General features: G+C 30.4%; 16 protein-coding genes. 8 read left to right on the forward strand and 8 right to left on the reverse strand.

The annotated features are described in order from the left end of the window. Positions 1-45: 45 nt before the first annotated feature. Entirely contained in the window at positions 46-1,059 is a 1,014-nt protein-coding gene (locus H1R17_RS13315) for a PhoH family protein (protein ID WP_163430824.1), read from the reverse strand. An 87-nt stretch (positions 1,060-1,146) separates the two neighbouring features. Between H1R17_RS13315 and H1R17_RS13320 the strand changes: the two genes are divergently transcribed. From H1R17_RS13320 to dnaN, 5 genes are all read left to right on the forward strand, one after another. Next, positions 1,147-1,971 carry an S-adenosyl-l-methionine hydroxide adenosyltransferase family protein gene (locus tag H1R17_RS13320; RefSeq protein WP_163430823.1) on the forward strand — a complete coding sequence of 275 codons (825 nt, stop codon included), beginning with the start codon at positions 1,147-1,149 and terminating at the stop codon, positions 1,969-1,971. A 15-nt stretch (positions 1,972-1,986) separates the two neighbouring features. Continuing rightward, positions 1,987-2,283, forward strand: coding sequence for a putative quinol monooxygenase (locus tag H1R17_RS13325; RefSeq protein WP_163430822.1), 297 nt, complete (start codon positions 1,987-1,989; stop codon positions 2,281-2,283). Between the two features lies 1 nt (position 2,284). After that, positions 2,285-3,010: a gliding motility-associated ABC transporter permease subunit GldF gene (gene gldF / locus H1R17_RS13330; protein WP_163430821.1), complete on the forward strand. Its 726-nt coding sequence runs from the start codon at positions 2,285-2,287 to the stop codon at positions 3,008-3,010. Beyond that, entirely contained in the window at positions 3,010-4,692 is a 1,683-nt protein-coding gene (gene gldG / locus H1R17_RS13335; protein WP_163430820.1) for a gliding motility-associated ABC transporter substrate-binding protein GldG, read from the forward strand. Before gldF ends, gldG begins: the two co-directional genes overlap by 1 nt. 84 nt (positions 4,693-4,776) lie before the next feature. Next, positions 4,777-5,895, forward strand: a complete 1,119-nt coding sequence (gene dnaN / locus H1R17_RS13340; protein WP_163430819.1) for a DNA polymerase III subunit beta — start codon at positions 4,777-4,779, stop codon at positions 5,893-5,895. A 33-nt stretch (positions 5,896-5,928) separates the two neighbouring features. On the opposite strand, the gene H1R17_RS13345 is transcribed toward dnaN, so the two are convergent. Next, entirely contained in the window at positions 5,929-6,393 is a 465-nt protein-coding gene (locus tag H1R17_RS13345; protein WP_240453310.1) for a Dps family protein, read from the reverse strand. A 104-nt stretch (positions 6,394-6,497) separates the two neighbouring features. Between H1R17_RS13345 and H1R17_RS13350 the strand changes: the two genes are divergently transcribed. Next, positions 6,498-7,436 (forward strand): LysR family transcriptional regulator, encoded by a 939-nt coding sequence (locus H1R17_RS13350; protein ID WP_163430817.1) that lies wholly within the window; start codon positions 6,498-6,500, stop codon positions 7,434-7,436. 33 nt (positions 7,437-7,469) lie between these two features. Here the strand turns inward: H1R17_RS13350 and H1R17_RS13355 are convergent, their stop codons facing one another. Genes H1R17_RS13355 through H1R17_RS13370 form a run of 4 tightly spaced genes read right to left on the reverse strand, consistent with a single transcriptional unit; the run spans position 7,470 to position 9,322 of the window. Continuing rightward, on the reverse strand, positions 7,470-7,658 hold the full coding sequence (locus H1R17_RS13355) for a hypothetical protein (RefSeq protein WP_163430816.1): 189 nt from the start codon (positions 7,656-7,658) through the stop codon (positions 7,470-7,472). A gap of 58 nt (positions 7,659-7,716) precedes the next feature. Continuing rightward, positions 7,717-8,367, reverse strand: coding sequence for a tRNA (5-methylaminomethyl-2-thiouridine)(34)-methyltransferase MnmD (mnmD, locus tag H1R17_RS13360; RefSeq protein ID WP_163430815.1), 651 nt, complete (start codon positions 8,365-8,367; stop codon positions 7,717-7,719). Beyond that, positions 8,367-8,807, reverse strand: a complete 441-nt coding sequence (locus H1R17_RS13365) for a hypothetical protein (protein WP_163430814.1) — start codon at positions 8,805-8,807, stop codon at positions 8,367-8,369. Before H1R17_RS13365 ends, mnmD begins: the two co-directional genes overlap by 1 nt. Further along, complete coding sequence (locus H1R17_RS13370; protein ID WP_255489041.1) at positions 8,807-9,322, reverse strand: DUF4920 domain-containing protein; 516 nt, start codon at positions 9,320-9,322, stop codon at positions 8,807-8,809. Before H1R17_RS13370 ends, H1R17_RS13365 begins: the two co-directional genes overlap by 1 nt. Positions 9,323-9,520: 198 nt before the next feature. Between H1R17_RS13370 and H1R17_RS13375 the strand changes: the two genes are divergently transcribed. Then, a complete protein-coding gene (locus H1R17_RS13375; RefSeq protein WP_163430812.1) occupies positions 9,521-10,591 on the forward strand; it encodes a branched-chain amino acid aminotransferase in 1,071 nt (356 codons plus the stop codon). 257 nt (positions 10,592-10,848) lie between these two features. Beyond that, positions 10,849-11,901 (forward strand): hypothetical protein, encoded by a 1,053-nt coding sequence (locus H1R17_RS13380; protein ID WP_163430810.1) that lies wholly within the window; start codon positions 10,849-10,851, stop codon positions 11,899-11,901. A gap of 31 nt (positions 11,902-11,932) precedes the next feature. Here H1R17_RS13380 and H1R17_RS13385 read toward each other — a convergent pair whose 3' ends face one another. Both H1R17_RS13385 and H1R17_RS13390 read right to left on the reverse strand, forming a co-directional pair. Further along, complete coding sequence (locus tag H1R17_RS13385; RefSeq protein ID WP_163430809.1) at positions 11,933-12,577, reverse strand: DedA family protein; 645 nt, start codon at positions 12,575-12,577, stop codon at positions 11,933-11,935. A 55-nt stretch (positions 12,578-12,632) separates the two neighbouring features. Further along, the gene (locus tag H1R17_RS13390) at positions 12,633-12,938 is read right to left on the reverse strand and encodes a rhodanese-like domain-containing protein (RefSeq protein WP_163430808.1); all 306 of its coding nucleotides are present in this window, start codon (positions 12,936-12,938) and stop codon (positions 12,633-12,635) included. Between the last annotated feature and the right edge of the window lie 37 nt (positions 12,939-12,975).

Genomic DNA, 12,975 nt, shown 5'->3' on the forward strand with positions numbered 1-12,975 from the left:
TTCTTATAGAATTCAATGTGATGTAAAATGATATAAAAAATCCGACTAACTCGTCGGATTTTCTGTTTCATTACCTCTGTTGGTATTGTTATAATAATTTTGGTGTGATGCAAATTCGTTAGCAGTTTCAACCTTTTTGTAAGCTTCCACAATTTTCTTAACCAAACGGTGGCGTACAATATCTTTATCATCTAAAAATACAAAGCCAATTCCTTCAACACCTTCTAAAATACGCAATGCTTCACGCAAGCCCGATGTTACTTTTCTAGGTAAATCAACCTGACCAGGATCGCCAGTAATGATAAACTTAGCATTTTTACCCATACGCGTTAAAAACATCTTCATTTGCGAGTGGGTGGTGTTTTGTGCTTCGTCTAAAATTACAAAAGCATTATCTAAAGTTCTACCACGCATAAAGGCTAAAGGCGCAATTTGAATAATGCCTTTTAACAAATAATCTTCTAAAGTAGAGGGCGGCAACATATCACGCAAGGCATCATATAAAGGTTGCATGTATGGGTCAAGCTTTTCTTTCATATCACCCGGTAAAAAACCTAAATTTTCACCAGCTTCAACAGCAGGGCGCGTTAAAATAATACGTTTTACCTGCTTTTCTTTCAACGCTTTTACAGCCAAAGCAACACCTGTATACGTTTTACCTGTACCCGCCGGACCAATAGCAAAAACCATGTCGTTTTTAAAAACCAAATCGACTAATTTTTGCTGATTTGGTGTAGTTGCTTTTATCAGCTTTCCACCTAAACCATGAACTAAAATTTCATCTGATTTGTCCATTCTCTGTGGTGCATCATCAATTATTAATCGTTCAATGATGTTTTCATTTAACTGATTGTATTTTTCATAATATTTCAAAATTCGATCAAAACGCGATTGAAATTGATCTAAAATTTCGGCTTCACCATACACTTTTATCGTTGTACCGCGTGCTACTATTTTAAGTTTAGGATACAGTTTTTTAAGTAGTTCTAAATGTATATCCTGCGGACCCCAAAAATCTTTTGGTGTAATATGTTCTAATTCGATGATTCTTTCGTTCAAAAGCTATTAGATTTAATTAAAAAAAATTAGTTTTGTATATCTCAAATCTAACAAAAATTATTAAAAAACACTAACAAAAATTAATTAATGTCAATTATTACATTAACAACCGATTACGGTATTAAAGATCATTTTGTTGCTTCTGTAAAAGGTGCGGTTTTAACAGCAATACCTCATGCACAAATAGTTGACATTTCGCATTGTATTGATCTTTACAACATTGCCAATGCTAGTTATGTGTTGTTGGGTGCTTACAAAAATTTCCCTGCTAATTCTGTACATATGGTTTTGGTTGAAGCTGAAATGTATGATCAAACCTCTTTTTTATTGATTAAATTAAACAATCAATATATATTAACAGCTAATAATGGAACGTTATCGCTTTTAGCTTCGGAAAATGAAAATGCTGAAATTATTGAATTAGATATTCCAAATTCTTGTGCAAATACGCAATCGTTGTATATATTTGTTGCAAATAAAGTGATAAACGAAAATAAGTTTGCTGAATTGGGAACTGCAATTAAGTATGCCGATTGTGAAGAATTGGTTGAATTAAAAGTAAAAGTTGCCGATGACGAGAATGCTATTAGAGGCTCTATTATTTACGAAGATCACTACGGAAACGCAGTTACCAATATTACAAAAGAATTATTTGAAAAGATTAGAAACAATCGCAAATTTGTGATAAATGCTAGTAGATACAAAGCGTATCGTATCAATGAATTTTACGCCGATTTTAACACAGAAGTTAAATCTATTAGAGAATATGAGGGTGATATGATGTTTATATTCAATGATTTAGATTTCTTGCAAATGTCTATCTACAAATCAAATCCTAGTACTATTGGTAATGTTAAATCACTATTTGGTTTAACCTACCGCGATGCCATTATTATTGAATTTATTGATTAAAAAAACACACAATATATGTTTATTAGAATAGTAAAAATGAGTTTTCATGAAGATAAAATTCCTTTGTTTTTAGAAAATTTTCATAGTGTAAAAGAACAAATAAGAAACTATCCTGGAAATAACTTTTTAGAATTATATCAAGATAAAAATAACAACAATATTTTCTTCACCTATTCTATTTGGAACGAAGAAAATGATTTGGAAAACTACCGAAAGTCACAACTTTTTACAGAAGTATGGGCGTTTACAAAAGCACTATTTAATGACAAGCCACAAGCGTGGAGTGTAGATAAATTAGAATCATTACCATAATATGAAAGCACTTTTATTACGTGAAATCAAATCGTTTTTTGGTTCCTTAATTGGTTATTTGGTTATTGCCGTTTTTTTAGTGTTAAACGGTTTGTTTTTATGGGTTTTAGATGGACAATACAATATTTTGCAAAGCGGATATAACGATTTAAGTCCGTTTTTTCAATTAGCTCCATTGGTTTTGCTATTGCTTATACCTGCCGTTACCATGAAAAGTATTTCAGACGAGCGTAAACAAGGTACCATAGAACTTTTAATTACCAAGCCTTTAAGTATTACTCAAATTGTTATTGGTAAGTTTTTAGGAGCCTTTATTTTAGTAGTATTGGCTATTTTACCAACCATTTTATACATTGTTATTCTTAATCCGTACGGAAATCCTGAAGGAAATATGGATTTAGGAAGTACTTTAGGATCGTATTTAGGACTTTTATTCTTAATGGCAGCTTACACCAGCATTGGTATTTTTTGTTCTGCTTTATCAGAAAATCAAATTGTGGCTTTTATTTTAGCCGTAATTATTTGTTTTTTAATGTATTTAGGTTTTGATCAATTAGCTACTATTATCAAATCATCTGCAACTATCATTGAAAAAATCGGTATGAATTATCACTTTAAAAGTATTAGCAGAGGTGTGTTAGATACACGTGATTTGCTGTATTTTATTTCCATTACCTTTTTCTTTTTAAGTGCAACGGTATTCAATATTAAAAAAATTCGCAACTAATGAAAAAAAATAAAAATTTAAAGGCATTTCTAGGAATTACTTTAGGATTGGTTGCCATTAATATTGCAGGAAATTATGCTTTTAAACGATTTGATTTAACAGCAGATCACAGATATACGCTTTCTGAAACAACCAAAAATATCTTAAAAAAGGTAAAAGATCCTTTGTTTATAGATGTGTATTTGGAAGGAGATTTTCCGGCAGAATTTAGAAGATTACAAACAGAAAGCAAACAACTTTTAGAGGAATTTCAATCTTATAACAGCAATGTAAATTTCATATTTGTAAATCCGTTAGAAGATGAGAAAAATGCTACGCAAATGGCGCAACAGCTTTTTGCAAATGGCATGAAACCTATTAGTGTAACCGTTAATGATAAAGGAAAACAATCACAAGAAATGGTTTTTCCTTGGGCAGTAGCAACTAGCGGTACTAAACACGCAAAAATACAGTTGTTAAAAAATGTTTCTGCAGGAAGCACCGAAGAAAAAGTATCAGTTTCTGTACAGCATTTAGAATACGCTGTTGCCGAAGCTATTTACAAAGTTTCTACAGAGAAATCTAAAAAAGTGGCTATTATTAAAGGAATTGGTGAGCCAAACGATATTTACATAGCCGATTTTTTACGTTCACTTCGTGATAGTTATTATATTGCACCTTTTACGTTAGATAGTGTTGCTGTAAATCCGCAGAAAACTTTAAAAGATTTACAAGAATATGATTTAGCTATTATTACAAAACCTACAAAAACATTTGATGAAAATCAAATTCAGGTTTTGGATCAGTTTGTAATGAACGGCGGAAAATCAATTTGGATGCTAGATCAAGTTCAAGCAGATATGGACAGTCTGTACAACAAAACAGGTGAAATGCTGGCGTATCCTAAAGATTATAGTTTAGGCGAAATGCTTTTTAAATATGGTGTTCGTGTAAATCCTGATTTGGTAAAAGATGAAATGGGATCGCCAATTAAATTAGCAGTAGGTCAACAAGGTAGTGAAACTGTTTACGAAACTTTTAATTGGAAATTTGCGCCGTATGCTGTAATTCAATCCAATCATCCAATGGTAAAAAACATCGAAGGCGTTAAATTTGATTTTGCCAACAGTATTGATGTTTTAAACAATAATATAAAGAAAACCGTTTTATTAGCATCATCTCCTTACGCTTCAAAAGTAGGTACACCAAGTGTTGTAAGTCTTGCTAAAACGGTTAATGATCAAGTAGATCCTAAAACGGCAAAACTTTCGCAACCTATTCCGTTGGCAGTTTTATTGGAAGGATCTTTTACATCGGTATTTAAAAATAGAATCGTTCCTTTTAAATCGGAAGGCTATTTAAACGAAGGAAAACCAACAAAGATGATTGTGATTTCTGATGGCGATATTGCTAAAAATCAGTTAGATCAGAACAAAGAACCAATGGAGTTGGGTTATGATAAATGGACCAATACATTATACGGTAATAAAGAGTTTTTGCTAAATGCGGTAAATTATTTGTTAGATGATAATGGTCTTATAAATTTGCGTACCAAAGAAGTAAAATTACCACTTTTAAACAAAGAAAAAGTATATGCTAATTATGATAAAATACGCATAATTGTAGTGGTTTTACCATTAATAGTTTTGGCAGTTTTTGGCTTTATTTTTACTTATTTACGCAAAAAGAAATACACAAAATAGTGTTGATAAATAAAGTTTTATTTTCACATTAAAAGAAATATATTTGTACAAACATCCGTTTTTACGGTATTTAAAAAGAAACTCATGAAATTTATTGTATCGAGCTCGTATTTATTAAAACAATTACAAGTGTTGGGTAGTGTAATTAACAGTAGTAATACCTTACACATACTTGATAATTTCTTATTTGAACTTGATCAAAATCAATTAAAAGTATCAGCATCTGATTTAGAAACTACGATGTCTGCTACTTTAGAGATAGAGTCAACCAGCGAAGGATCAATTGCTGTACCTGCGCGTTTGTTATTAGAAACGTTAAAAACTTTTCCAGAACAACCGTTAACATTTACAGTAAAAGACAACAATACCATAGAAATTAGCTCTGATTTAGGAAAATATGTATTAGCATTTTTACCAGGAGATGAATTTCCAAAGGCGGAGATGTTAGAAGATCCATCTAAAACAAATATTCCTGCAGAAATTTTACAAACAGCAATTAGCAAAACCATTTTTGCAGCAGGTAATGATGATTTACGCCCAGTAATGTCTGGAGTGTATTTTCAATTTGCCCCAACAGGTGTTATTTTTGTTGCTACAGATGCACACAAATTAGTAAAATATTCTAGAACCGATTTACAAAGTTCTACCGAAGCTAATTTTATCATGCCTAAAAAACCGTTGAATATTTTAAAGAGCATTTTAGCAACATCTGATGCTAATGTTACCATTGAATACAACGATTCTAATGCCATGTTTAGTTTTGATAACTACACCTTAATTTGTAGATTAATTGATGGTAAATACCCTAATTATGAAGCGGTTATACCAAAAGAAAATCCTAATAAATTGATTATCTCTCGTACTCAGTTTTTAAGTTCAGTTCGTCGTGTGGCTATTTACGCAAACAAAACAACACATCAAATTAGACTAAAAATTGCAGGAACTGAATTAAACATTTCTGCTGAAGATATTGATTATTCAAACAAAGCAGATGAGCGTTTAACATGTGATTATCAAGGAGATGATATGCAGATTGGTTTTAACTCTCGATTCTTAACTGAGATGTTGACAAACTTACAATCTGATGAAATTCAATTAGAAATGTCGCTTCCTAACAGAGCCGGAATTTTGACTCCAGTAGACGGATTAGATGAAGGCGAAACAGTTACCATGTTGGTAATGCCTGTAATGCTAAATAATTAAAATAAAAAAGAGGTCTTTTAGACCTCTTTTTTATTATCCCAAAAATGCTTGCATCATCCAAATATCTTTTTCTTGTTCTGTGATCAAATCACTTATTAAAGCGTTGGTTCCTTCATCATTAATTGCGCCAGATTTTTCTAAAATAGTTCTTTCAATCATTAATAATGTAGCTAACGACTTTACAATTAATTGCACCGCTACTTCATCGTTTGTAATATTTTTGCCAATTTCTAAACTATTTTTGCTCATATAATCTTCAAAAGTATGCAATGGTGTACCTCCTAATGTAAGTACCCTTTCTGCAATTTCATCAATTCTTAATTGCGCTTGGTTGTATAATTCTTCAAACTTAACATGTAGTTCAAAAAAGCGTTTTCCTCTAATATTCCAGTGTAAACCACGCAAGTTTTGATAATATACTTGAAAATTAGCTAATAAAGTATTTAACAATTCAATATTCTCTTTTGTTTCTTTTTCAGGTAATCCTAACATATTCATAATGTTGTTTTTTAAATTCATTATCAAAATTACAAATAAAAGAACGATATTTGTATAAATAATATTGATAGTTGTAATAGTACTATAGTTAAATCCTTTTGAAGATGACCATTACACAATTACATTACGTTTTAGCAGTTGCCGAGTATCAAAACTTTACATTGGCAGCAGAAAAATGTTTTGTTACGCAACCTACTTTAAGTATGCAAATACAAAAGCTGGAAGAAGAACTAGACATTAAAATTTTTGATAGAAATAAAAAACCAATTCAATTAACCGAAGTTGGAAAACGGATTGTTGAACAAGCTAAAAGCATTGTTAATGAAGCGGATAGAATTAAAGATATTGTTGACCAACAAAAAGGGTTTATTGGAGGCGATTTTAGAATAGGAATTATACCTACTATAATGCCAACACTTTTGCCTATGTTTCTTAAAAACTTTATTAAAAAGTATCCAAAAGTTAATTTAATTGTTGAAGAGCATACCACAGAAGAAATTATAAATCGTTTGCAAAAAGGTCAGTTAGATGCCGCTATTGCTGCAACGCCTTTAAGTGAGCCCGATTTGAAAGAGGTTGTTTTGTATTATGAGCCTTTTGTGGGATATTTTCCAATGGAATACAGAAATGATTTAAAAGAACTTACACCAGACGATTTAAACATCAACGATATTTTATTGTTACAAGATGGTCATTGCTTTACCAACGGTATTTTGAATATTTGCAAAGCATCAAAATTACAACCATCTCAAGGTTTTGAATTAACTTCGGGTAGTTTTGAAACATTAATTAGGCTTGCAAACGAAGGTTTAGGAGTAACCTTGCTACCTTATTTGCACACTTTAAGTTTAAACGAAAGCGATAAGAAAAATATAATAGCTTTTAAAGATCCAAAACCATCAAGAGAGGTAAGTTTAATTTATGCTAAAAGCGAATTAAAAGTGCAAATTATTGATGCTTTAAGAGCTACTATTTTAGGAGTTGTAAAAGGAGCCATTGCTTTTCAAGATGTGGCTATTATTAGTCCTAAAGTAACTAAATAAAAAAAAGATGAAGCAAAACTTCATCCTTTTTTGTTATACATAATTTAAAACTTCTTTAAAATCTGATTTGTTTTTTGTGAAATTCAAAATCCATTCTTTTAATTGGTCAATTTCATAAGGCAACAATAAATCAATTGCTTTGGTAACTTCTTTTATAAATAAATCTTTGCTAAAGCTTACTTTTTCTAAAATTTTGATGGTATGTTTTAAACTTTCTGTCATGGCTTTTTATTTTTTCTAAATGTAATAAAAACCCCTATAAAAGCTAAAACTTTTAGTTTTATTTAACAGCAAAAATCATTTCTCGTTTTCCTGGCGGTCCGGCAACTTTATGTACCGTAAAACCTAATTCTTTCAAAGTTCGGTTAACAACACCTTTGCACGCGTATGTAACAAAAATACCTTCGGACTTTAGTAATTGATAAGCTTTTTCTAAAATAGCTTTACTCCAAAGTTCAGGTTGATAATCATATCCAAAAACATCAAAATAAACGATATCAAATTGTTTGTTTGAAACAAAATCTTCTATTAGAATTGAATGCTTTAAAAGAGTATGCATATTATTCCATGTTTTTAGTTGATTCCATTCACAATCATGAATGTCATTAACTGAAATATTCGATTTAATAAACGCATCAAAATTCAAAGACAAATATTCATCTTTTGTTAATGGATATGCTTCAATAGCTTCGTAATGTAATTTTTTGTTGTTTTTCTGAGCAAATTCAAAAGACAACAAAGCATTTAAACCTGTGCCAAAACCAAATTCTAATACTGATATTTCCTCCTTTTCAACTAAAGCCAAACCGTTATTAATGTAAACATGCGTTGACTCTTGTAAAGCACCGTGAATGGAGTGAAAATTTTCACCCCAATTGGTAACACTTAAAGATGACGACCCATCGTTGGTTATGATAACTTCGCGTTTCATTAAGGTATCAATAGTTTTTTTATACGTGGAATGGGGCCACCACATTTTTTAGAATGACATTCTAAACATTGGTTTACCATTTTGTTGAAATTTTCTTTGGCATTACTAGGCTCTTGATAAATCTTTTTTTGAGCAGCAATGAATTTATAAGCTTGCTCATTAAAAAAGGCATCTCTATCTGAAGCATCGGTTAAAATAGCAGTATGCAATTTATCAAACGCCACAGGATAACTATCTAATGAGTCTTTGGCAATTATACGTTCTTTTAACTGTGTGTTATAGGCATACATTTGCTCCATCAATGCTGCCATTTCTGACATTTGATACATTTGAAACTTTGAAGATTTTTCCGTTTCTTTTGTAGCTTTTTTCTCTTCTGTTTGCTTATTACATCCAACAAAAAAGAGAGCAATGACTAATAAATTGAAAGCTAGTTTCATTATTTTACATCAGCAATTAATACGCCATTAGCCATAAAACGATAGTTTTTTTCTGGCTGCGTTATTTGATCAATTTCAGCTTGAGATTTTCCTGCATCTTTCGCTTCGTGTTTTAATTGATCTACCGAAGTTTCCTCAATAAAAGCTTTTCCTTCAACAATAGCACTGTGTTTTTCAGCACCTTCTTTAGGTACAAAAAAGGCATAATCTTTAAACTTTACAAAAGCTTCTTTGTCTTTAATCAAGCTTAAAGTCATCCAGCATCCTTTTTTCTTACAAGTTGCGTTGATATCTGAAGCAAACTTAACATCTAAGGTATCATTTGCTTTCATACTTTCATATTTAGCAAACATTTCTTCTCTTGTTAATGCACCTTCTTTTGTAATGCTATCACCAAAAACAGTATAAGAAAGCGTATCTTTTGATGTTTCTAAAGCAGTTTCATTATTTTCCTTTTTATTACAAGCAACAACTAATGTTACAATAGTTAAAACACTAAATATTTTTTTCATCATCTTTTATTTTCTACAAAGATAAAAATTAAAATAAAACGCTTACTTGCTAATTATTAGGAGAGCTTATAGTTTTAGAAATAAAGTACTATAATTAGGTTTTTATTATAAATTAAACAATGTTTATGGTTTATAACGATTTTTTTTTTCTAAATTTGTAAATGTCAAAACATAACAACGACATAACTTAGTATAATAAAAATGGAATCTAACATTTTAAACAACTTAAAATTAACAAAAGTTGAGAACTCTAAAATTGATACTTTTGATTTCGAAAATGTAAAATTTGGAGCTAAATTTACAGATCACATGTTGATTTGTGAATACAAAAACGGAGCTTGGGGCGATTTAGAAATTAAACCTTATGCACCTATAACTTTAGATCCTTCTGCACGTGTTTTTCATTATGGTCAAGCAATTTTTGAAGGAATGAAAGCTTACAAAGACAGTAATGAAGATATTTGGATGTTCAGACCGGATCAAAATTTTGAACGTATGAACAAATCGGCTGTTCGTTTAGCAATGCCTACAATTGATGAAACTCGTTTTATTGGTGGTTTAAAAGAACTTTTAAAGGTTGAAAAAGAATGGGTTCGCAAAGGTTTAGGTAATTCATTGTACATCCGTCCGTTTATGATTGCTACAGAAAGTGGCGTTATTGCAAGCCCTTCAAATGAATTTTTATTCTGTATTTTATTATCGCCAGCAAAATCTTACTACGCAGGTAAAATTAAAGTACAAATTGCTGATTATTATAGCCGTGCTGCAAATGGTGGTATTGGTGCTGCAAAAGCGGCAGGTAACTATTCTGCACAATTTTATCCTACAAAATTAGCTCAAGAATCAGGTTATAATCAAGTAATTTGGACCGATTCAACACATACAAAATTAGAAGAAGCAGGAACCATGAACGTGTTCTTTAGAATTAACGATACGTTACGTACTGCACCAACTTCTGATCGTATTTTAGATGGTGTTACACGTAAAAGTTTAATTCAATTAGGACAACATTTAGGTTATAAATTTGATGTAAACCCAGTTTTAGTTGATGAATTAATTTCGGCTGCACAAGATGGTTCTTTAAAAGAAATTTTTGGAGCAGGTACAGCAGCTGTTGTAAATCAAATTGAAGGTTTCTTATATAAAGAACAATATTATCAGTTACAAGATGTTGCAGATGAAGATTCATATGCATTACAATTAAAAGAAGCTTTAACAAAGTTACAAAACAAATTAGGAGATGATCCTTTTAATTGGACTGTAAAATTATAATACTAAAGGCTTGTTACAACAAGCCTTTTTTTATGGCTTAAAATACTTATATTTGTTAAAAAAATGTTTTCTCAAGGTCAGCTTATTTTTGCATTAATTTTTGTTGTAGTTTTTATAATTGCAATGATTGTAATGTATAGAAAAGATATTAAAATGCACAATACTTATTACAAAGGTAGTTTGCGCATTTTAGTTGTATTTTTATTATTTATTGGACTTTTATTTATTATTAAAACCACTTTAAAACACTAAATGCTATGAAAATTGTAAAATATGTACTTATCATATTAGCTTTATCAGTTGTTTTTTTATCTGTTTATATTGCAACGGGAAAAAGCAATTTTGAACTAAATCTTTCTAAAGCTACAGAATTATCTAATCAACGTATGTTTAGATACACTAATAATCTTCAGAATTTTTCAGAGTGGAATCCATGGAATAATAATGAAGGTGCTTTTAAATTAGATTCTATTTACAAAGGAACAAATGCTAAAGTTGAATGGAGCGGAAATCAGGCTTTTGTAAAAAAAGCATTGCCTAATGATACCTTATTTTTAGATTTAAATGTAGATGGTAATGATTATACTACAAAGATGTATTTTACTGATTCTAATGGAAAAACAAACATACATTGGAATGTAAAGGGAAATTTATCGTTTATGGAGAAGTTTCAATTATTCTTTAAAGGAACTCCAGAAACTTTAATAGCGCCTGTTTTTGATAAAGGATTAAGTAATATCAATCATTTTATTACAGAAAGTTTAAAGAAATACACCATAAAGAATGAGAATTTAGCGGTTATTCAAGAAACGTATTACATCAAACAAATTGTAGAATCGGATATTGAAGGTTTAGGCGATAAGATTTTTCAAAGTATGGAGCATATGAATAATTTTGCTAAGAATTTTGAATTAGAACCTTACGGATCGCCTTTTACAGTTTTTGAAAACATAAATTTATTATCGGGAAATGTAAAATATGCAGTTTGTTTGCCTATTAAAAACTTTTTTAGTACTGCTGATGGCAGTGATATTGTTTGTGAAAAACTAACTGCTTTTAATGGTTATAAAGTAGTTTTAACAGGTGATTATATTCATAGCGATAAAGCTTGGGCTGAAGCCAAAAAACAAGTTCAATTAAAAGGTCTAACGCAAAGAGCAGACATCAAACCTATTGCTATTTATAAAAATTCAATTTTAACCACTCAAAAAGCGAATGAATGGGTAACAGAATTTGTAATTCCTATTAATGAAAGTTACATTCCTATTGTAGAGGAATCAAATGCAAAAGATAGTTTAACAGTTAGATAATAAAAAAACAGCCTCAAATTGAGGCTGTTTTTTATTTCCCTTTATTTAATTTCTCTTTTATGATTGAAAAAATAATTGGTAATACCGAAACAACAATTATTAAGATGACAACTTTTGAGAAATTATCTTTTACCAATGGAATATTTCCTAAAAAATATCCACAAATAGTAATTCCAAAAACCCAAATAAAGCCGCCAATAAAATTGTAACTTAAAAACGTTTTGTAATTCATTCTACCAATTCCTGCAACAAAAGGTGCAAAAGTGCGTACAATAGGAACAAAACGAGCTATTACAATTGTTTTACTTCCATATTTCTCGTAAAACTTGTGTGTTTTTTCAATCTGCTCCATTTTTATAGGCTGCTTTCCAAATATTTTAAAATTTACAATACGCATGCCAATTTCTTTACCAATACTGTAATTTAAAGTATCACCAGCAACTGCAGCAACAAATAATAAAATAAGTACCAGCCAAATATTTAAGCTTTCAGGAAATTGGGCAGCTAGCATACCTGTAGCAAAAAGTAATGAATCGCCAGGTAAAAAAGGCATTACAACCAAACCGGTTTCAACAAATATGATTAGAAATAAAATGGCGTACACCCAAACTCCGTAATCTTCTAGAAAAACTTGTAAATATTGATCAATATGAAGAATAAAATCTATTAATTCCATTATAAGTAATTTAAACTTTAGTTAATGCATAAAAAAAAGGCTTTCGCCTTTTATACTATTCTGTTGGTCCTTCCCAATCATTCATTCCACCTATAAGATTGAATGTATTTTGAAAGCCTAACTGATTCATTAACATACAAGTTTGCCCGCTACGATTACCTGAACGGCAGTATACATAATAATTTTTATCTTTATCTAAAGCTTCTAAAGCATTTAAAAAATCTTGACCTTGGTAAAAATCATGATGAACAGACCCTGGTATTTTTCCTTCGCTAACTTCTTCATCTGTACGAACATCTAAAATAACAGCATTTTGATCATTTTGAGCATCTGCCCACCATTGTTCTTGTTGTAAATCCATTGTAAGTTGTAATTTTTCTTCAAATATAAAAAAAACC

It is taken from the genome of Flavobacterium sp. xlx-214 (assembly GCF_013874595.1).
Taxonomy (GTDB): domain Bacteria; phylum Bacteroidota; class Bacteroidia; order Flavobacteriales; family Flavobacteriaceae; genus Flavobacterium.

Bases quoted from the DNA above. Each gene is read 5' to 3' on its own strand.
- dnaN (WP_163430819.1), top strand. From the start codon at position 4,777: ATGAAATTTATTGTATCGAGCTCGTATTTATTAAAACAATTACAAGTG.
- H1R17_RS13370 (WP_255489041.1), bottom strand. From the start codon at position 9,322: ATGATGAAAAAAATATTTAGTGTTTTAACTATTGTAACATTAGTTGTT.
- H1R17_RS13380 (WP_163430810.1), top strand. From the start codon at position 10,849: ATGAAAATTGTAAAATATGTACTTATCATATTAGCTTTATCAGTTGTT.
- H1R17_RS13375 (WP_163430812.1), top strand. From the start codon at position 9,521: ATGGAATCTAACATTTTAAACAACTTAAAATTAACAAAAGTTGAGAAC.
- gldG (WP_163430820.1), top strand. From the start codon at position 3,010: ATGAAAAAAAATAAAAATTTAAAGGCATTTCTAGGAATTACTTTAGGA.
- H1R17_RS13320 (WP_163430823.1), top strand. From the start codon at position 1,147: ATGTCAATTATTACATTAACAACCGATTACGGTATTAAAGATCATTTT.
- H1R17_RS13355 (WP_163430816.1), bottom strand. From the start codon at position 7,658: ATGACAGAAAGTTTAAAACATACCATCAAAATTTTAGAAAAAGTAAGC.
- H1R17_RS13390 (WP_163430808.1), bottom strand. From the start codon at position 12,938: ATGGATTTACAACAAGAACAATGGTGGGCAGATGCTCAAAATGATCAA.
- H1R17_RS13325 (WP_163430822.1), top strand. From the start codon at position 1,987: ATGTTTATTAGAATAGTAAAAATGAGTTTTCATGAAGATAAAATTCCT.
- H1R17_RS13345 (WP_240453310.1), bottom strand. From the start codon at position 6,393: ATGAATATGTTAGGATTACCTGAAAAAGAAACAAAAGAGAATATTGAA.
- H1R17_RS13365 (WP_163430814.1), bottom strand. From the start codon at position 8,807: ATGAAACTAGCTTTCAATTTATTAGTCATTGCTCTCTTTTTTGTTGGA.
- mnmD (WP_163430815.1), bottom strand. From the start codon at position 8,367: ATGAAACGCGAAGTTATCATAACCAACGATGGGTCGTCATCTTTAAGT.
- H1R17_RS13350 (WP_163430817.1), top strand. From the start codon at position 6,498: ATGACCATTACACAATTACATTACGTTTTAGCAGTTGCCGAGTATCAA.
- gldF (WP_163430821.1), top strand. From the start codon at position 2,285: ATGAAAGCACTTTTATTACGTGAAATCAAATCGTTTTTTGGTTCCTTA.
- H1R17_RS13385 (WP_163430809.1), bottom strand. From the start codon at position 12,577: ATGGAATTAATAGATTTTATTCTTCATATTGATCAATATTTACAAGTT.